The organism is Pseudomonas sp. NPDC087598 (assembly GCF_044743525.1).
Classification (GTDB): Bacteria; Pseudomonadota; Gammaproteobacteria; order Pseudomonadales; family Pseudomonadaceae; genus Aquipseudomonas.
The window spans coordinates 2,170-19,388 of the sequence record NZ_JBIUWQ010000016.1 but is presented as its reverse complement, the minus strand read 5'-3'; the positions used below and the strand labels follow the sequence as shown (position 1 = coordinate 19,388).

The 17,219-nt window shown below is 58.2% G+C and carries 19 protein-coding genes and 1 pseudogene; 16 read left to right on the top strand and 4 right to left on the bottom strand.

Going from position 1 to position 17,219, the window contains the following annotated elements; all coding sequences use genetic code 11:
- Positions 1-2 precede the first annotated feature (2 nt).
- On the bottom strand, positions 3-2,039 hold the full coding sequence (locus ACIOWE_RS11615) for an ATP-binding protein (RefSeq protein ID WP_401391132.1): 2,037 nt from the start codon (positions 2,037-2,039) through the stop codon (positions 3-5).
- Positions 2,040-2,084: 45 nt separating this feature from the next.
- Positions 2,085-3,002, bottom strand: coding sequence for a putative 2-dehydropantoate 2-reductase (locus ACIOWE_RS11610; RefSeq protein ID WP_401391129.1), 918 nt, complete (start codon positions 3,000-3,002; stop codon positions 2,085-2,087).
- A gap of 140 nt (positions 3,003-3,142) precedes the next feature.
- Here ACIOWE_RS11610 and ACIOWE_RS11605 point away from each other — a divergent pair, with 140 nt between their 5' ends.
- Both ACIOWE_RS11605 and ACIOWE_RS11600 read left to right on the top strand, forming a co-directional pair.
- A complete protein-coding gene (locus tag ACIOWE_RS11605; protein ID WP_008080210.1) occupies positions 3,143-3,628 on the top strand; it encodes a YajQ family cyclic di-GMP-binding protein in 486 nt (161 codons plus the stop codon).
- A 182-nt stretch (positions 3,629-3,810) separates the two neighbouring features.
- Positions 3,811-4,653 (top strand): mechanosensitive ion channel family protein, encoded by an 843-nt coding sequence (locus ACIOWE_RS11600; RefSeq protein ID WP_201237048.1) that lies wholly within the window; start codon positions 3,811-3,813, stop codon positions 4,651-4,653.
- 118 nt (positions 4,654-4,771) lie between these two features.
- On the opposite strand, the gene ACIOWE_RS11595 is transcribed toward ACIOWE_RS11600, so the two are convergent.
- Positions 4,772-6,136, bottom strand: coding sequence for an OprD family porin (locus ACIOWE_RS11595; protein WP_201237049.1), 1,365 nt, complete (start codon positions 6,134-6,136; stop codon positions 4,772-4,774).
- A gap of 896 nt (positions 6,137-7,032) precedes the next feature.
- Between ACIOWE_RS11595 and ACIOWE_RS11590 the strand changes: the two genes are divergently transcribed.
- Positions 7,033-7,458, top strand: a complete 426-nt coding sequence (locus ACIOWE_RS11590) for an HIT family protein (protein ID WP_401391124.1) — start codon at positions 7,033-7,035, stop codon at positions 7,456-7,458.
- A 3-nt stretch (positions 7,459-7,461) separates the two neighbouring features.
- Entirely contained in the window at positions 7,462-7,668 is a 207-nt protein-coding gene (locus ACIOWE_RS11585; protein WP_401391122.1) for a SlyX family protein, read from the top strand.
- A gap of 71 nt (positions 7,669-7,739) precedes the next feature.
- On the opposite strand, the gene ACIOWE_RS11580 is transcribed toward ACIOWE_RS11585, so the two are convergent.
- Positions 7,740-8,342: a cold-shock protein gene (locus tag ACIOWE_RS11580; protein WP_201237052.1), complete on the bottom strand. Its 603-nt coding sequence runs from the start codon at positions 8,340-8,342 to the stop codon at positions 7,740-7,742.
- A 312-nt stretch (positions 8,343-8,654) separates the two neighbouring features.
- On the opposite strand from ACIOWE_RS11580, the gene ACIOWE_RS11575 reads away from it, so the two are divergent.
- The 12 genes and pseudogenes from ACIOWE_RS11575 to ACIOWE_RS11520 all read left to right on the top strand — a co-directional run.
- On the top strand, positions 8,655-9,125 hold the full coding sequence (locus tag ACIOWE_RS11575; protein WP_007912745.1) for a Dps family protein: 471 nt from the start codon (positions 8,655-8,657) through the stop codon (positions 9,123-9,125).
- A gap of 181 nt (positions 9,126-9,306) precedes the next feature.
- Entirely contained in the window at positions 9,307-9,645 is a 339-nt protein-coding gene (locus ACIOWE_RS11570; RefSeq protein WP_201237053.1) for a ribbon-helix-helix domain-containing protein, read from the top strand.
- A gap of 131 nt (positions 9,646-9,776) precedes the next feature.
- Positions 9,777-9,998 (top strand): FmdB family zinc ribbon protein, encoded by a 222-nt coding sequence (locus tag ACIOWE_RS11565; protein WP_401391117.1) that lies wholly within the window; start codon positions 9,777-9,779, stop codon positions 9,996-9,998.
- 99 nt (positions 9,999-10,097) lie between these two features.
- Positions 10,098-11,873, top strand: coding sequence for an aspartate--tRNA ligase (gene aspS, locus ACIOWE_RS11560; protein ID WP_401391114.1), 1,776 nt, complete (start codon positions 10,098-10,100; stop codon positions 11,871-11,873).
- 133 nt (positions 11,874-12,006) lie between these two features.
- A complete protein-coding gene (locus tag ACIOWE_RS11555) occupies positions 12,007-12,753 on the top strand; it encodes a YebC/PmpR family DNA-binding transcriptional regulator (RefSeq protein ID WP_007912738.1) in 747 nt (248 codons plus the stop codon).
- 140 nt (positions 12,754-12,893) lie between these two features.
- Complete coding sequence (gene ruvC / locus ACIOWE_RS11550) at positions 12,894-13,421, top strand: crossover junction endodeoxyribonuclease RuvC (protein WP_007962095.1); 528 nt, start codon at positions 12,894-12,896, stop codon at positions 13,419-13,421.
- A gap of 116 nt (positions 13,422-13,537) precedes the next feature.
- The gene (gene ruvA, locus ACIOWE_RS11545; protein WP_008080221.1) at positions 13,538-14,146 is read left to right on the top strand and encodes a Holliday junction branch migration protein RuvA; all 609 of its coding nucleotides are present in this window, start codon (positions 13,538-13,540) and stop codon (positions 14,144-14,146) included.
- Positions 14,147-15,208 (top strand): Holliday junction branch migration DNA helicase RuvB, encoded by a 1,062-nt coding sequence (gene ruvB, locus ACIOWE_RS11540; protein WP_047599519.1) that lies wholly within the window; start codon positions 14,147-14,149, stop codon positions 15,206-15,208.
- A gap of 127 nt (positions 15,209-15,335) precedes the next feature.
- Entirely contained in the window at positions 15,336-15,779 is a 444-nt protein-coding gene (gene ybgC, locus ACIOWE_RS11535; RefSeq protein ID WP_401391111.1) for a tol-pal system-associated acyl-CoA thioesterase, read from the top strand.
- Between the two features lie 13 nt (positions 15,780-15,792).
- On the top strand, positions 15,793-16,488 hold the full coding sequence (gene tolQ / locus ACIOWE_RS11530; protein ID WP_007912733.1) for a protein TolQ: 696 nt from the start codon (positions 15,793-15,795) through the stop codon (positions 16,486-16,488).
- Between the two features lie 23 nt (positions 16,489-16,511).
- Positions 16,512-16,964 (top strand): protein TolR, encoded by a 453-nt coding sequence (gene tolR / locus ACIOWE_RS11525; RefSeq protein ID WP_161806672.1) that lies wholly within the window; start codon positions 16,512-16,514, stop codon positions 16,962-16,964.
- Positions 16,964-17,219 (top strand): annotated as a pseudogene (locus tag ACIOWE_RS11520) (cell envelope integrity protein TolA); the annotation flags it as partial. The gene tolR and the pseudogene ACIOWE_RS11520, both read left to right, overlap by 1 nt.

The following is a 17,219-nucleotide window of genomic DNA, read 5'->3' as shown; positions in this document are numbered from 1 at the left end:
GTTTACCTCGTCAGTTGATTGGTTTCTGCGGCGATGGGTAGCGGCTGGGCCAGCGGCAGGCGCAAGGTGAAACACGTGCCTTGCCCGGGCGCCGACTGCACTTCCATCTGGCCTTTGTGATTGTTGGTGATGATGAAGTACGACACGGATAAACCAAGGCCCGTGCCCTGGCCGATTTCCTTGGTAGTGAAGAACGGCTCGAAGGTGCGTTTGCGCACGTTCTCGCTCATGCCGATGCCGTTGTCCTCGACCTGAATTTCCGCCCACGGCGGATTGAGTCGGGTGCGCAGGATGATTCGCCCTGGCTCGCTGTCGTCTTCGCGCTGGTGAATTGCTTGGGCGGCGTTTTTCAGCAGGTTGAGCAGCACTTGCTCCAGCTCGTTGGCCGTGCCGGGCACCGGGCCGAGCGCCGGGTCGAACTGGCGGATGATCGCCTGACCCTTGAAGTCGAAACCAATGGCCAGATCGAAATCATTGCCGGCGATTTCCACCGCTTGATCGATCAGAGCCGGCAGATCGCACGGGGCCATTTGTCGGGTGCTGCGGCGGCTGAAACTAAGCATATGGGTGACGATTTTCGCCGCCCGGGCACCGGCCTGTTGAATGCCGTCGAGCAGTTGCGGGACTTCCCGCCCTTGCAGGTAACGATTGACCGTGTCCAGTTCAATGCCCAGTTGTTCGGCGGTTTCGAGGTTCTTCGGCAGTTCTGTCGACAGCCGGCGGCGGATGTTTTGCACGTTGTGCAGGATTGCGCCGAGCGGATTGTTGATCTCGTGGGCCATGCCGGCTGCAAGGCCGCCGACCGAAAGCATTTTTTCCGACTGCACCATCATTTCTTCCAGCGACAGGCGCTGGGTGATGTCGTCGATACGGATCACCACACCACGGCCGGCGCCGCCCATCAGCGGGTAAAAGGTCAGGGCGTAGTGCTTCGGTTCATCGTCCTTGAACCACGTAACCCGCTCGATTTTCGCCACGGTGTGTTGCTCAACGGTCTGCTTGAGTTGCGGCAGGAACGGCTTGAGCGGTTCGAAAGCGAGGAAGATCGGCTGGTTCAGCGCTTCGTCCAGCCGAGTGCCGGAGAGAGCGCTGGCTTCCTGATTCCACTGCGTGACGTAGAGCTGCTCATCGAGCGCGATCAGCGCAGATGGCATCGAGTCGATGATGCTGTTGAGGTAGTTCTGGAAACCGGTGAGTTTCTTCTCGATCTTGCTGCGCACCTGAACTTCGAGTTCCAGCTTGCGATTGGTGTGGCGGGTTTCTTCGGCCAGCCCTTGCGCCTGATCGTAAGCGGCCTGGGAATCATCGCGGGCGCGTTTGAGTTGCTGCTCGCGGGCTTCGATGCGCGAGAGCATGGTGTTGAACGCTTCGGCGAGGCTGCCGATTTCGTCATGGTTGCCGCGTGAGGCGCGCAGGGCGTAGTTCTCCTCGCGGGTGACCTGACGTGACAGCTCTTCAAGCTGATGGATCGGCCGGGTGATCAGGCGTTTGATCTGCCGGGCAATCACCAGCCACAACAGCACGCTGAAAATCAGGATACCGAGGCTCGCCGTCAGCGTGCCGGTATAAAAGGCCATCGGCAGTTCACTGCTGGCCACCAGCAGCAGATGGCCCGGCGCAGTGCCGGGGCGGGGCAGGGTGATCAGTTGATTACTGCGAAATTCGGTGAGCTGCCAGGCTTCGATGTGTCGGTAGCGTTCCGGCAGAGCGAGTTTGTCCCCGTGCTGCACTTGCGCCAGGCGTTCGCCCTTGCCGTCATACAACGCGGCGGCGCGCAACGGCGAATAGCTGTCGAGTTCGTTGAGCAGGCGTTCGGCGCTTTGCGGCGATTGCAGCGCTTCACTGACCAGGCTCGGGTTGGAGATCAACCGGCCAATGGTCTGCAAGGCCTGCGGGGCCATGCTTTCCTGGGAGATGTAATAAGCGGCGCTGATAAAAGTCAGGTTGGCGACCAGCAACACAGTGGTCAACAGCACCAGCAGGGCGGCCAACAGTTTCTGGCCGACCGGCAGGTTTTCGAGGCGCTGGCGCAATGGCATCAGGGTTTTCGCAGCAAAGGAACAAGTGGCCAGCGTAGCCCCTGCTCAGTCGCTGGGCAATCCAAGGCTTTCGAGATGAGCGACCAGACGCTGCTGCAATTGGCTAAGGTGCGGCAGGTTCAGTTGGTGGCGCGCAGCGACTTTGCAGGCGTGGCCCAATAGATAGCTGATTTCGGTGCGGCGCTGGTTGGCCACGTCTTGATACATCGACGAGTAATTGGCAGCGGTGGCCTGGATCACCCGTTCGACTTCCTGTTGCAGATTGTCAGCGGCGGCTGGCTGGCCGCAACGCTCCAGTAATTCGGCCAGCTCGGCGCACAGTGTGGCGACTTCGCAGTGATGCTCCAGCAATCCGCCGTTTCGGCAGCCATGCAACACGGTCAACGGATTGATCGCGCAGTTGAGCGCCAGTTTGCGCCACAGTCGCGTGAGGATGTCGGTGCTCCATTCATGGGGGATTTTCGCCGCCTGCAGATCGTCCAGCCAGATCGGCGCCACCGGATGCGCGGCATCGCCCAGCCAGGTGAAACCGTGGCCGGCGAACACCACGCGCCAGTCACCGTCGCGGAACGCGCCCTCGGTGCTGGACGCGCTGATACAGCGCGCCTGCGGCACTATTGCGGCGACGGCATCCTGACTGCCGAGGCCGTTTTGCAACAGGATCAGTTCGGCATCGGGTGCCAGGCGCGGGGCGAGGAGGGCGACCGCACTTTCAGCGTCGTAGGCCTTGCAGGCCACCAGCAGGCGACGGATCGGTTCGGGGCTGTCCGGGGTCTCGCCGGGAACTGCATAAGTATTCGCTTGTCCCTGTTCCACGAGCGTCAAACCACCCGCGGCGTTGTAGCTTTGCAAGCGCGCGGCGTCGCGCACGATCAACCTGACCGGCACACCGGCCCGGGCCAGTCGTGTAGCCCACAGTGTGCCGAGACTGCCGGCGCCGAGAACATGCCAAGGGGTAGACATCAGTTTTTTGCTCGATTGGTTGCAGGCATGTGCGGCTCGCCGTGTCGACAGGAAAAGACCCGTTATAATGAGCCCGATTTTAACCGCAAGCCAAGCGCGCTCCATCCACATCGAGCGCGCCTTTTTATTGGAGAGATTACATGCCGTCGTTCGACGTGGTATCCGAACTGGACAAACACGAACTCACCAACGCGGTCGAGAACGCCGTGAAGGAACTCGATCGTCGTTATGACCTGAAAGGCAAAGGCAGCTTCGAGTTCAAGGAAAAGGACCTCACCGTCAGCCTGACCGCTGAAGCCGGGTTCCAGCTGGAAGCGATGATCGAAATCCTCAAGCTGGCGCTGGTCAAGCGCAAGATCGACGTGCAGTGCCTTGAGGTCAAGGACGCTTACGCTTCGGGCAAGCTGATGAAGCAGGACGCCATCCTCAAGGAAGGTATCGACAAAGAGCTGGCGAAGAAAATCGTCGGCCACATCAAGGACGCCAAACTCAAGGTACAAGCCGCCATTCAGGGCGAGCAGGTACGTGTGACCGGCAAGAAGCGTGACGATCTGCAAGAAGCCATCGCCGCCCTGCGTGCGAAAGAATTCGGCATGCCGCTGCAGTTCAACAACTTCCGCGACTAAGCTTTCCGCGGCCCTGTGGGAGCGAGCCTGCTCGCGAAGGCGGCGTGTCAGTCGACCTCCTTGCTGAATGACACTCCCCTTTCGCGAGCAGGCTCGCTCCCACATTGCATTTATGCACAACCCGGCGGTTTTCTACCGTTCATCTTTCGCGTGCCGAATGGCCGGAAATCAGGAGTTAGAACATGGATTTGAATGCTGAGGTAGACAACCTGGTCAAGGCATCCCAGGCGTGGATCCCGATGATCATGGAATACGGCAGCCGTGTGCTGCTGGCAGTGATCACCCTGGCCATCGGCTGGTGGCTGATCAACAAGGTCACGCAAAAGCTTGGCGGTCTGCTGGCTCTGCGTAACGCGGACCTGGCGCTGCAAGGTTTCATCAGCAGCCTGGCCAACATCATTCTCAAGGTGCTGTTGATCGTCAGCGTCGCGTCGATGATCGGTGTTGAAACCACCTCGTTCGTTGCTGCGATCGGTGCTGCCGGTCTGGCCATCGGCCTGGCGTTGCAGGGCAGTCTGGCGAATTTCGCCGGCGGCGTGCTGATTCTGCTGTTCCGTCCGTTCCGTATCGGTGACTGGATCGAAGCGCAAGGTGTGTCGGGTACGGTCGACAGCATCCAGATTTTCCACACGGTGCTGCGTACCGGCGACAACAAGACCATCATCGTGCCAAACGGCAACCTGTCGAACGGCATCATCACCAACACCAACCGTCAGCCAACCCGCAAGGTTGTCTTCGATGTGGGCGTGGATTACGAAGCCGATCTGCAAAAGGCCCGTCAGGTGTTGTTGGATCTGGCCAAGGATGACCGTGTTCTGCAGGATCCTGCGCCACAAGCGGTGATTTCTACCCTGGGTGACAGTTCGATCACTGTTTCCCTGCGTGTGTGGGTTAAAACCGCAGACTATTGGGATGTGATGTTCATGTTTAACGAACAGTCGCGTGATCGTTTAAAGACTGCCGGCATTGATATTCCTTTTCCGCAGCGTGTTATTCGCATGGTTCAGGAGTCGGCAGTAAAATGATAGGTTGCTAATTAATTTCCTGACTTGTTGGTCAGAAAATTACTGCAAGTGACAGACAATAAAAAAGGCCCATCGCAAGATGGGCCTTTTTTTATGCTTCCAAACTAACCACTGGCAATTACAAGATGTTCAGTGGGTATTCGGTGATCAGACGGAACTCTTTAACGTCGCCTTCGCCTTGGTCAGCGTTGGCAGTGTGCCAAGCTTGACGAATGCGGAAGGACAGGTCTTTAGCCGGGCCAGACTGAACAACGTATTTGGCTTCAAAGTTGGTTTCGTGGTGTTTACCGTCTTCACCGTACAGCGGTGCGCCGGTGTTGGTGCGGTATTGGCTGTTTGCAGCCAGACCGGTACCGTCGATGTCCCAACCTTTAACGTAACGAACCATGAAGCTCAGGCCTGGAACGCCGTACTCAGCCATTTTCAGGTCGTAACGGGCTTGAACCGATTTCTCGCCAGGACCGTTGAAGTCAGAGTATTGGATGGAGTTGGCGAGGAAGATCGAGTCGCCACCACGGTTGTTTTTACCCACACCGACGTAGTCGAACGGGGTGTCGCCGTTGACCTTCTGGAAGGCCAGGGTGAAGGTGTGTGCTTTCAGGAACGACAGCGCAGTTGCCAAGGAGAAGGCAGTGTTGCTGATGTCACCCGCCAGCTTGTCACCGGTGTCGGTGGTGCGGTAGATGTTGAAGTCAGTGTTCAGCGAAGTGTCACCACCGAATGGGGTGGTGAGGTTGACGTTGGCGTAGTACTGGTTCCAGATGTCTTCCAGTTTGGCGCCGTAGAGCGATGCGCTCAGGTTTTCGGTGATGGCATATTTGCCGCCGAAATAGTCGATCGAGTCAGCTTCTACGCCAGCGTAGTTCGCGTACAGACCGCCGTTGCGGGCGTTCTTGTCCTGGCTGGTCGCCGAGTAGAAGTGACCGGCTTCGAGGTCAAGATCTTTGACTTCGCTGCTCTGCAACTGGAAACCGCTGGCAGTTTGCGGAATGATACGGGAACCGCCGACAGCGAACACTGGAGCAGTGCTTGGCTGCTGGTCGCCGACTTTCAGCTCGGTTTTGGAAACGCGGAATTTGATGGCAGCGCCGGCTTTACCTTGGCTGTCATCGACATCGCGAGAACCATTCAGAGGATCAACGTGGTTGCTGCGGCTCATGTTGCCCGAACCGGAAGTACCGTCACCGCCGTCCAGTTTGAGAGCCAGGTAACCGAAAGCGTCGATACCTACGCCGACAGTACCTTGAGTGTAACCGGAGGTGAAGTTACCCAGGAAACCTTGGGTCCAGTCTTTCTGGTCAGCGCCACCGTTCTTGTTGTCGCGGTTGAAGTAGTAGTTCTTCAACGTCTCGGTGAGTTTCGCGTCTTCAACAAAGCCTTTGGCTTCAGACTGATCACTTACAAACGGGGCGGCCGTAGCCAACTGAGTACTGGCTGCTGCTGCAACTGCCAGTGCGATCATGCTCCACTTCATCACGCGCATCGTGATTTGCTCCTTTGGTTTTAGAAGAGTACTGCCGTCCCACCTGTTTTATTATCTGGGCGGCTCTTTCTTTTTGTGTCGGCGCAAACTTATATCACGCCGACAATGTTGGCGATACTTGCTATTCCAACCTTTCAGCTTCTTTACGACGGTGTCGCAAATGGCGTGGTGGATGTCGCAAATTCACAGTACCGACGCAGCCGGACTGACAACTTTTTCGCTGTTTCTGGGCCTTTTTGCATCGGTAAAAAAGAGTCCCTGGCAAAACACTTGAATCTCCATCGGGCAACCCTGCCACTGTTTTTTTTGGGCTTGAGGCATCCACTTCCCGTGGTGCGCTTATAGCCCATATGTGTACGAATGCAACAAGCGTGCACAAACCGCATTTCTGTTGCGGTTATTTTTTCGAACGCCTGCCTGTGCCTGTAAAAACCTCATAAATACTGGGCGCCAAGCCGCTTTTTATCAGGGCTTGACGCGATTCTTCCTATGGTGTTGCTGCGCCGTGATGCGCGCGCGACAACCAAAAACGTTACCGGTTCACCCCGCCAGTGAGTATTCGGCGGATGCCCGACGCAGTGAGCGTAGACGCACTGTGCGGTTTTGGTGCAAAAAAATTTACAGCTGTTGGGTATTCGTACAGTTCAGGCGTGGGCTCAGCTCGAACGCAGTCGGGGCTTATGGTCATTTCTTTGCGTTTTTGGTCGATGCCGGTTCCGTCGTGGTGCGTTGTGCTCGTAAATGTCACATGTCGGGGCGCCAGGGCAACGCAAAGACCACACTGTCGCCGTGAAGCTCTGTCCATTCGCAGGTATGCTGCCGCTCTGTCGCTTGGTGCGCCGTCCATAGGGAGGGCCGCTGAGCTGAATTATGTAGATCAGCCGGGAGTGCGCGCAGTGTTTGCTTTAGATTCACGACTTCAACAGGACACGCTGGCAATCGGTGACTTCCCGCTCTGCCGCCTGCTGCTGTCCAACGACGCCAACTACCCATGGTTTATCCTGGTGCCTCGTCGCGACGATATCAGCGAGTTGTTTCAGTTGGATGTCGCCGACCAGCAACAGCTATGGCTGGAAACCACCGCACTGGCCGAGTTGCTCAAGGACTTGTTCGATGCCGACAAAATGAACGTCGCGACCCTGGGTAACGTAGTCAGCCAGATGCACATGCATGTGATCGTTCGTAAGCGTGACGACGCTGCCTGGCCGGCACCGGTCTGGGGCAAACATCCGGCAAAGCCTTATAGCAGCGAGCAGGTAGCGGCCATCCGCGCGCGGTTGCGTGTGGTACTGACCGAAGAATTCACTTTTGCGGAGGCCTGAGTCATGAGCCTGGAACAACGCGTTAACGATCTGGAAAGCCGCCTGGCGTTTCAGGATGACACCATTCAGGCGTTGAACGACGTACTGGTGGCGCAGCAGCGAGTGGTCGAGCGCCTGCAATTGCAGATGGCTGCGTTGCTCAAGCGTCAGGAAGAAATGGTCGGGCAGTTCGGATCCTTCGAAGAAGAGGCGCCACCGCCGCACTATTGAGGCGAGCGCTTTTTGCCGGGCGAAAAAAAACCGCGATCAGCACGCTGCTCGCGGTTTTTTTATGCCTTGGATCAGCGACGCGGCAGAGCGGCGATCACGTCCTCGGCTTGCAGGCCTTTGTCCCGGTTCATCACCGAAAACTCCACGCGCTGGCCTTCAACCAGAACGCGGTGGCCTTCGCCACGGATTGCACGGAAGTGCACGAAAATATCATCGCCGGAGTCCCGGGAGATAAAGCCGAAGCCTTTGGAGGTGTTGAACCACTTGACGGTGCCGGTATCGCGGTTGGTCATGTCGTAGTTGGTTGGCGCGGCAGCCGGTGAAGATCTATAGAAGCTGACGGCCAGGTGTACGACCACGGCAACCAGTGCAATCACCAGGCTGAACAGCACAGCTGGTTGGCCGGCGATGACGGGCATTGGCGCGATCAGGGTGAGGGTTTGCAGGACGACAGTCAGCACCAGAAGAGCGCTGGCCAGATTTTGCAGATGCTGGCGTGGGCCTTTGTTCCAGTAAGGAATCACCGGAGCAATGACCAGGTTCAGCAGGCCGAAGAAGGCCAGGTAAAGTGCATCAGGTTGTTGCAGGTAGGGAACGGCTTCGGATTTCAAGCTGGGTATGAACGACAGCAGCAAGGCCGCTGCGCCCATTAGCAGGTGGACGATTTTCAACATTTTGATTGGCTCACGTTATGACGGCTCACAAGGAAGAGCTGAAGGCGCACGGTTCGCTTCGGAACAAAATAAGAGGCGGTAGGCACGTACACGGCATCAGCCTATGCGCAACACCCCGGAAAATGGGGCATGGCGACACACTGCCTATTTAACAGCAAAGCCTGCGGCTACTCAAATCAGCCCGGCCAGCGGCAGGGCGACCGGTCGATTTGTCGCAGGCTGTGCACCGATTCAGGGCTGCGGGGTGTCGACAGCCTTGCTAGAGTGGGTCTGCACCTGTTGGATGAATTCAATCGCCGTTAGGGGGTAAACATGGCAATCGATATCGGTATCAGTGAAGAGGATCGCAAGTCCATCGTCGAAGGGCTGTCGCGTCTGCTGTCGGACACCTACGTGCTGTATCTGAAAACCCATAACTTCCACTGGAACGTCACCGGCCCGATGTTCCGAACGCTGCACTTGATGTTCGAAGAGCAATACAACGAGTTGGCGCTGGCCGTGGATTTGATCGCCGAGCGCATTCGCGCGCTGGGTTTTCCGGCGCCGGGCGCCTATGCCACCTATGCGCGTCTGTCTTCGATCAAAGAGGAGGTCGGTGTGCCGAGTGCCGAGGACATGATCAAACAGCTGGTCGACGGTCAGGAAGCTGTGACCCGTACCGCGCGTGGCATCTTCCCGCTGCTCGACAAGGTCAGCGATGAGCCGACGGCTGACTTGCTGACCCAGCGCATGCAGGTCCACGAGAAAACCGCGTGGATGTTGCGCGCCTTGCTGGAAGCCTGACCCCGGCGCGCGGGCATGCCTGAGGGCTGCCCGCGCTGTCCGGAATCTTACCTCTGTCGTCGGCTTATCCTACGGTGATGGTCAATAAGTCATCTGGATATAACTTTGTGTCTGCGTTTTGATGAAGTCACAGGATGTGGCTTTTGCACACAAGTAGAGATGACAAAGGAGTGTCACCGATATGGTAGAGGGAGACAGGCGGGGCGAGAGGATCGTCGGCTTGCCGCATGAGCTGAAATTCGATCCGTTCGCCAATGAATTCGACATGTCACTGATTCAGCCGTTGTCGCGATCCGTGCGTTTGAACGGCTACGCGACATGTCTGCGGCTGGAGCAGATTTACTGGAACATCCTCGGCAATATGGCCGCAGACAATTGCTGTTCGATCAGTTCGCTGCTGTCCCACGTCGACCGTGAGGTGCATTTGCGTCACGGCGGGGTGAAAAATTTCAGCGCGCTGGTGCGAGTGGTGTGCGTGATGAACGGGGTCAGGCAAGCCAGATCGGCGAAACCCGCCTGAAACAGCGGTTGCAAAGGAGGTGGCGGCCTGTGCAGTCTTACGGCTGCACAGGCCGCATTTAATGGATATAATCCCGCTCTTTCGCCGCAAAGCCCTGCGCGCGGTGGCAATCTGATCGCCGAGACACCCCCATGCCGATGTACGATTACCAATGCGCTTCCTGTGGTCATCAGTTGGAAGCCATTCAAAAGATCAGCGAGGCTCCGCTGGTCGACTGCCCTGCCTGCCAGGCGCCAGAGCTCAAGAAACAGCTGTCCATGCCGGGCTTTCGCCTCAGCGGCAACGGTTGGTACGAAACCGATTTCAAGACCGGAACCAAGAAGAACCTGGCCGGTGGCGACAAAGCTGACTAGGGTTCAAACCCAGATTGAACGACACGCGTGAGTTTCCGGGCCGCTTCAGTGCGCCGGGATCTCCACCGAATATCGAATGACGAGAAGCGAACCATTATCATGATGCGCAGCCACTATTGCGGCCAACTGAACGAAAGCCTGGAAGGCCAGGAAATTACCCTTTGCGGATGGGTTCACCGTCGCCGCGACCACGGCGGGGTGATTTTCCTCGATATCCGTGATCGTGACGGTCTGGCCCAGGTGGTGTTTGATCCGGATCGCGCCGAGAGCTTCGCCGCCGCCGATCGCGTGCGCAGCGAATACGTGGTGAAGATCACCGGTAAGGTCCGTCTGCGTCCGGCCGGTGCCACCAACGCCAACATGGCGTCGGGCATGATCGAAGTGCTGGGCTACGAACTGGAAGTGCTGAACGAGTCGGAAACCCCGCCGTTCCCACTGAACGAGTTCTCCGACGTGGGCGAAGAAACCCGTCTGCGCTACCGCTTCCTCGACCTGCGTCGTCCGGAAATGGCCGAGAAGCTGCGTCTGCGTTCGCGCATGACCACCAGCATCCGTCGTTTCCTCGACGAGAACGGCTTCCTCGACGTCGAAACGCCGATCCTCACCCGTGCAACTCCGGAAGGCGCTCGTGACTATCTGGTGCCAAGCCGTACCCACGCCGGTTCGTTCTTTGCGCTGCCGCAATCGCCACAGCTGTTCAAGCAACTGCTGATGGTCGCTGGTTTCGACCGTTACTATCAGATCGCCAAGTGCTTCCGTGACGAAGACCTGCGTGCCGACCGTCAGCCAGAATTCACCCAGATCGACATCGAGACCAGCTTCCTCGATGAAAAAGAGATCATGGGTCTGACCGAACAAATGATCCGCAACCTGTTCAAGGAAGTGCTGGATCTGGAATTCGGCGAATTCCCGCACATGACCTTCGAAGAGGCCATGCGCCGCTACGGTTCCGACAAGCCAGACCTGCGTATTCCGCTGGAACTGGTCGACGTTGCCGATCAACTCAAGGAAGTTGAATTCAAGGTCTTCAGTGGCCCGGCCAACGATCCGAAATGCCGTATCGCCGCACTGCGCGTTCCTGGCGGCGCGAGCATGCCGCGCAAGCAGATCGACGACTACACCAAGTTCGTCGGCATCTACGGTGCCAAGGGCCTGGCTTACATCAAGGTCAACGAGCGTGCTGCCGGTGTTGACGGTCTGCAATCGCCGATCGTGAAAAACATCCCGGAAGACAAGCTGAACGTGATCCTCGATCGCGTCGGCGCAGTCGATGGCGACATCGTGTTCTTCGGTGCCGACAAGGCCAAGATCGTCAGCGAAGCCCTGGGCGCGCTGCGTATCAAGCTCGGTCACGACCTGAACTTGCTGACCTGCAAGTGGGCGCCAATGTGGGTCGTCGACTTCCCGATGTTCGAAGAGAACGACGACGGCAGCTTCTCCGCGCTGCACCACCCGTTCACCGCACCGAAATGCTCGCCGGAAGAGCTGGAAGCCAACCCGGCCGGCGCGCTGTCCCGTGCATACGACATGGTGCTGAACGGCACTGAGTTGGGTGGCGGTTCGATCCGTATTCACCGCAAGGAAATGCAGCAAGCGGTATTCCGTCTGCTGGGCATCAACGAAGCGGAACAGGAAGAGAAATTCGGCTTCCTGCTCGATGCGCTGAAGTACGGTGCACCGCCGCACGGTGGCCTGGCCTTCGGTCTGGACCGTCTGGTGATGCTGATGACCGGCGCCCAGTCGATCCGTGAAGTGATCGCCTTCCCGAAAACCCAGAGCGCTGCCGACGTCATGACGCAAGCGCCGGGTGTGGTGGACGCCAAGGCGCTGCGCGAGCTGCACATTCGTTTGCGCGAAACGCCAAAGGCTGAGTAAGACGGGCCTGAAGGCGCATCTTCGGATGCGCCTTTTTTCTTTCTATAGAGAGAGCAGGTCGAGATTTTTTTGTTTGCCGGCCGGCGCGGTTTTGCGCGGCGGGCAACGTTTCAAAGAGAATTCGGAGCGAGTTATGGCAGGTCATTCCAAGTGGGCGAACATCAAGCACCGCAAAGAACGTCAGGATGCCAAGAGAGGCAAGATCTTCACCAAGTGGATCCGTGAACTGACCGTTGCGGCCCGTCAGGGCGGCGGTGATCCGGGTTCCAACCCGCGTCTGCGTCTGGCCCTGGACAAGGCGTTGAGCGCGAACATGAGTCGCGACATCATCGACCGCGCCGTTGCGCGTGGCGCGGGTGCGACCGAAGCGGACAACGTTGAAGAACTGACCTACGAAGGCTACGGCCCGGGTGGCGTGGCGGTGATGGTCGAGTGCATGACCGACAACCGCAACCGTACCGCCGCCGCCGTGCGCCATGCGTTCAGCAAGTGTGGCGGCAACCTCGGCACCGACGGTTCTGTTGCGTACCTGTTCGAACGCAAGGGCCAGATCAGCTTCGCGCCGGGCGTCGATGAAGATGCACTGACCGAAGCGGCGCTGGAAGCCGATGCCGATGACGTGGTCAGCCACGAAGACGGTTCGATTGATGTGTTTACCTCGTTCACCAGCTTCTACGCCGTGCGTAACGCGCTGGAAGCCGCTGGTTTCAAGGGTGATGACGCCGAAATCGTCATGCAGCCAACCACCAGTGCCGAACTGGATCTGGAAGGTGCGGAGAAGGTGCTCAAGCTGATCGACATGCTTGAAGACCTGGATGACGTGCAGAACGTTTATTCGAACGCGGATATTCCGGAAGACGTGGCCGCTCAGCTCGGTTAAGAGCGACTACGATTCAATGTGGGAGCTGGCTTGCCAGCGATGGCGTCGGCACATCAGAAAATGATGGTGCCTGACACTCCGTCATCGCTGGCAAGCCAGCTCCCACATTTGTTTTTGTGTTATTTCGAACCAGCAGGCTTATGACTTTAATTCTTGGTATCGACCCCGGTTCGCGTATCACCGGTTACGGCATTGTTCGCGATACCGGACGTGGCGGCTGCATTTACGTGGCTTCGGGTTGTATTCGCACCGGCGCCGGCGAGCTGCACGAGCGTCTGCAAATCGTCTATCGCGGCGTGCGTGAAATCATTCAGACCTACGGCCCGGTCACCATGGGCATTGAAAAAGTGTTCATGGCAAAAAACGCCGATTCGGCTCTCAAGCTCGGGCAAGCCCGTGGCGCCGCCATTGTCGCTGGCGCCGAAGAGTGTCTGGAGATCGCGGAATACACCGCGACGCAGGTCAAACAGGCGGTGGTGGGTACCGGTGCGGCGAACAAAGAGCAGGTGCAGATGATGGTCATGCATATGCTCAAGCTGACCAGTAAACCGCAAATCGATGCCTCCGATGCCCTGGCGATTGCCATTTGTCACGCCCATACCCGTTCCAGTCTGCTGCCGCATGGCTTGGGAACGGCACGCAGTCGTGGCGGGCGCCTGCGTCTCTGATAGCATCAGCAATCAAATTTTCCGGAATGCGGGTTGGATGCCTGGGTCGTCGGCCTGCAACTCGCCTTCCGTCAGTCGCCAGCCCCACGGTTGGCCAACGCTCAAGGATCTGAAACGTGATTGGACGCTTGCGCGGCACCCTGGCTGAAAAACAGCCGCCGCACCTGATTCTGGATGTAAACGGCCTCGGGTATGAGCTGGAAGTGCCCATGACCACCCTTTATCGGCTGCCGTCGGTCGGTGAACCGCTGACCCTGCATACCCACTTGGTCGTACGCGAAGACGCGCAGTTACTCTATGGTTTTGCCGGCAAGCGTGAGCGAGACTTTTTTCGCGAGTTGATCCGTCTCAATGGTGTCGGGCCGAAACTGGCGCTGGCACTGATGTCGAGCCTGGAAGTCGACGAGCTTGTCCGCTGCGTGCAATCCCAGGACACCTCGGCGCTGACCAAGGTGCCAGGCGTGGGCAAGAAAACTGCCGAGCGTCTGCTGGTTGAACTCAAGGATCGCTTCAAGGCCTGGGAAACCTCGCCGGCCATGTTTGCCCTGGTGCCGAACCAGCCGGACGGTCCGGCGCCGGTCAACACCGCCGAGAACGATGCGGTCAGCGCGTTGATTTCCCTGGGCTACAAGCCGCAGGAAGCGAGCAAGGCGATTACCGCCATCAAGGACAAGAATTTGAGCAGTGAAGACCTGATCCGCCGCGCCCTGAAGGGAATGATTTAAGTGATTGAAGCTGATCGTCTGATCGCCGCCGCGCACAGCCCGCGCGAGCGCGAAGAAGTCCAGGACCGCGCCATTCGTCCGGTCAGCCTGGCCGACTATATTGGCCAGCCGACCGTGCGCGAGCAGATGGAGTTGTTCATCCAGGCTGCCCGTGGCCGCAGTGAATCCCTCGATCACACGCTGATCTTCGGCCCGCCGGGTCTGGGTAAGACCACGCTGGCCAACATCATTGCCCAGGAAATGGGTGTGTCGATCAAGAGCACCTCGGGGCCGGTGCTGGAACGGCCGGGTGATCTCGCAGCCTTGTTGACCAATCTTGAGCCGCACGACGTGTTGTTCATCGATGAAATTCATCGCCTGTCGCCGATCGTGGAAGAAGTGCTGTACCCGGCGATGGAAGACTTCCAGCTCGACATCATGATCGGCGAGGGTCCTGCCGCGCGTTCGATCAAACTCGATCTGCCGCCGTTCACTCTGGTCGGTGCAACCACCCGCGCCGGCATGCTGACCAACCCGTTGCGTGACCGCTTCGGTATCGTCCAGCGTCTTGAGTTCTACAGCACAGCGGACCTGGCAACGATTGTCGGTCGTTCGGCGAACATCCTCGGTCTGCCGCTGGATCCGGAGGGCGCTTTCGAAATCGCTCGTCGCGCCCGTGGTACGCCGCGAATTGCCAACCGTCTGCTGCGTCGGGTGCGGGACTTTGCCGAGGTGCGCGCCAAGGGGCACATCACCAAGTCGGTGGCCGATCTGGCGCTGAACCTGCTGGATGTCGACGAGCACGGTTTCGATCACCAGGACCGGCGTCTGCTGCTGACCATGATCGAGAAGTTCGATGGCGGTCCGGTCGGGATCGACAGCCTCGCGGCGGCGATCAGCGAAGAACGCCACACCATTGAAGATGTGCTGGAGCCGTACCTGATTCAACAGGGCTACATCATGCGTACGCCACGGGGCAGGGTGGTGACGCGGCATGCGTATCTGCATTTCGGTTTAAACATTCCGTCACGAATGGGTGAAATGCCCGTGGCAGACGAGTTTCTCGATGCCGTGGACGATTAATACACATTTGTTGTCGATTTATTCAGGGTTTGTACTGTCTGAGAACGGTACTTTTGCGGTAAAGCCTTTGAACAATGAAAAACAGTTGCCTCGCCGGATTGGCAACCTGAGGAGTAAGCACTAGAGTATGCGCGCGCAAAACGGGCTTGAGCCGTTCGCACATCGTTGTCGCGTTTATTACGAGGACACCGATGCGGGCGGCATCGTGTATTACGTTAATTACCTCAAGTTTATGGAACGGGCTCGAACCGAGCGGCTCCGCGAGCTGGGCTTTGCCCAATCGCAGCTGGCCGGGGAGGATCTGTTGTTTGTCGTGCATTCCAGCGAAGCGCGCTACCACGCGCCGGCGCGACTGGACGACGAACTGCTGGTAAGCGCTGATGTAATCGAATTGAACCGTGCCAGCCTGCGCTTCAAACAGCAGGTCAGGCGGGCGACGGATAATGTGCTGCTCTGTGAAGGGCAGTTTTTGGTGGCCTGTGTGCGCACTAACAGTTTGAAACCCCGGGCCCTTCCCGAAGACTTGCGTGCGGCCTTCGCCGACGCGGTCGGCCCGGGTACACACTCATAGCAGGAGATAAAGCGTGGAAGCTAACGTCGTCGACCATTCCTCCATGTGGAGCCTGGTCAGCAATGCCAGCATCGTGGTGCAGTTGGTAATGTTGACTCTGGTGGCCGCATCGGTGACCTCATGGATCATGATCTTTCAGCGCAGCAACCTGCTGCGTGCCGGTCGACGTGCCCTGGAGAGCTTCGAGGAGCGCTTCTGGTCGGGTATCGACCTGTCCAAACTGTACCGTCAGGCCGGCAGCAATCCTGATCCGGATTCGGGCGTCGAGCAGATCTTCCGCGCCGGTTTCAAAGAGTTCTCCCGTCTGCGTCAGCAGCCAGGTGTCGATCCTGAAGCCGTGATGGAAGGTGTGGCCCGTGCCATGCGCGTTGCCATCTCCCGTGAAGAAGAGAAACTGGAGCAGAGCCTGCCGTTTCTCGCCACCGTTGGTTCGGTCAGCCCGTACATCGGTCTGTTCGGTACCGTGTGGGGCATCATGAACTCCTTCCGCGGCCTGGCCAGCGCCCAGCAAGCGACCCTGGCCACCGTGGCCCCGGGTATCGCCGAAGCACTGATCGCCACCGCGATCGGCCTGTTCGCGGCAATCCCTGCGGTAATCGCTTACAACCGTTTCTCTGCCCGCAGCGAAACCTTGCTGAGCCGCTACTACACCTTCGCCGATGAATTCCAGGCGATCCTGCACCGCAAAGTGCACACCAGCGAAGAATAAGCAGGTAATTTCCAATGGCTTTAATCGCTCGAGCTCGCAAAAAGCGCAAGCCGGTCGCCGAGATGAACGTGGTGCCTTACATCGACGTGATGTTGGTACTGCTGGTCATCTTCATGGTGACCGCGCCGATGCTCAATCAGGGCGTGAAAGTTGATCTGCCCAAGGTTTCCAGCGAAGCCTTGCCGCAGGACAACAACACTCAGGTCCTGACCATTTCGATCAAGGCTGACAAGACCTACTACTGGAACCTTGGCAGCGAAGTCGACACCGAGAAGCAGCAGGACAGGGCCATGACCCTGCCGCAAATGACCGATGCGGTGACCAAGATCATTCGCGCCGGCACCGAAGGCGGCAAGCGTACTCAGGTCTTTATCCGCGGCGACAAAACCGTTGATTATGGTTCCGTCATGGGCGCCATGGGCGGATTGCAGAAAGCCGGGGTCGGTAATGTTGGTTTGATTACCGAGGCCCCCTGATGCAGCAACTGCGAGAGCCGTCCGCCTCGGAAAGCTACTTCTGGCCTAGTGTCTGGGCGATTGTCTTGCACGTGCTGGTATTCGGCATGCTGTTTGTCAGTTTCGCCTTCACACCAGAGCTGCCGCCGGCCAAGCCGATTGTCCAGGCGACCCTGTACCAACTGAAATCGAAAAGTCAGGCAACCACCCAGACCAATCAGAAGATTGCGGGTGAGGCGAAGAAATCCGCCGCGCGCCAGACCGAAGTCGAGCAGA

Bases quoted from the DNA above. Each gene is read 5' to 3' on its own strand.
- ACIOWE_RS11615 (WP_401391132.1), bottom strand. From the start codon at position 2,039: ATGCCATTGCGCCAGCGCCTCGAAAACCTGCCGGTCGGCCAGAAACTG.
- ACIOWE_RS11610 (WP_401391129.1), bottom strand. From the start codon at position 3,002: ATGTCTACCCCTTGGCATGTTCTCGGCGCCGGCAGTCTCGGCACACTG.
- ACIOWE_RS11605 (WP_008080210.1), top strand. From the start codon at position 3,143: ATGCCGTCGTTCGACGTGGTATCCGAACTGGACAAACACGAACTCACC.
- ACIOWE_RS11600 (WP_201237048.1), top strand. From the start codon at position 3,811: ATGGATTTGAATGCTGAGGTAGACAACCTGGTCAAGGCATCCCAGGCG.
- ACIOWE_RS11595 (WP_201237049.1), bottom strand. From the start codon at position 6,136: ATGCGCGTGATGAAGTGGAGCATGATCGCACTGGCAGTTGCAGCAGCA.
- ACIOWE_RS11585 (WP_401391122.1), top strand. From the start codon at position 7,462: ATGAGCCTGGAACAACGCGTTAACGATCTGGAAAGCCGCCTGGCGTTT.
- ACIOWE_RS11580 (WP_201237052.1), bottom strand. From the start codon at position 8,342: ATGTTGAAAATCGTCCACCTGCTAATGGGCGCAGCGGCCTTGCTGCTG.
- ACIOWE_RS11575 (WP_007912745.1), top strand. From the start codon at position 8,655: ATGGCAATCGATATCGGTATCAGTGAAGAGGATCGCAAGTCCATCGTC.
- ACIOWE_RS11570 (WP_201237053.1), top strand. From the start codon at position 9,307: ATGGTAGAGGGAGACAGGCGGGGCGAGAGGATCGTCGGCTTGCCGCAT.
- ACIOWE_RS11565 (WP_401391117.1), top strand. From the start codon at position 9,777: ATGCCGATGTACGATTACCAATGCGCTTCCTGTGGTCATCAGTTGGAA.
- aspS (WP_401391114.1), top strand. From the start codon at position 10,098: ATGATGCGCAGCCACTATTGCGGCCAACTGAACGAAAGCCTGGAAGGC.
- ACIOWE_RS11555 (WP_007912738.1), top strand. From the start codon at position 12,007: ATGGCAGGTCATTCCAAGTGGGCGAACATCAAGCACCGCAAAGAACGT.
- ruvC (WP_007962095.1), top strand. From the start codon at position 12,894: ATGACTTTAATTCTTGGTATCGACCCCGGTTCGCGTATCACCGGTTAC.
- ybgC (WP_401391111.1), top strand. From the start codon at position 15,336: ATGCGCGCGCAAAACGGGCTTGAGCCGTTCGCACATCGTTGTCGCGTT.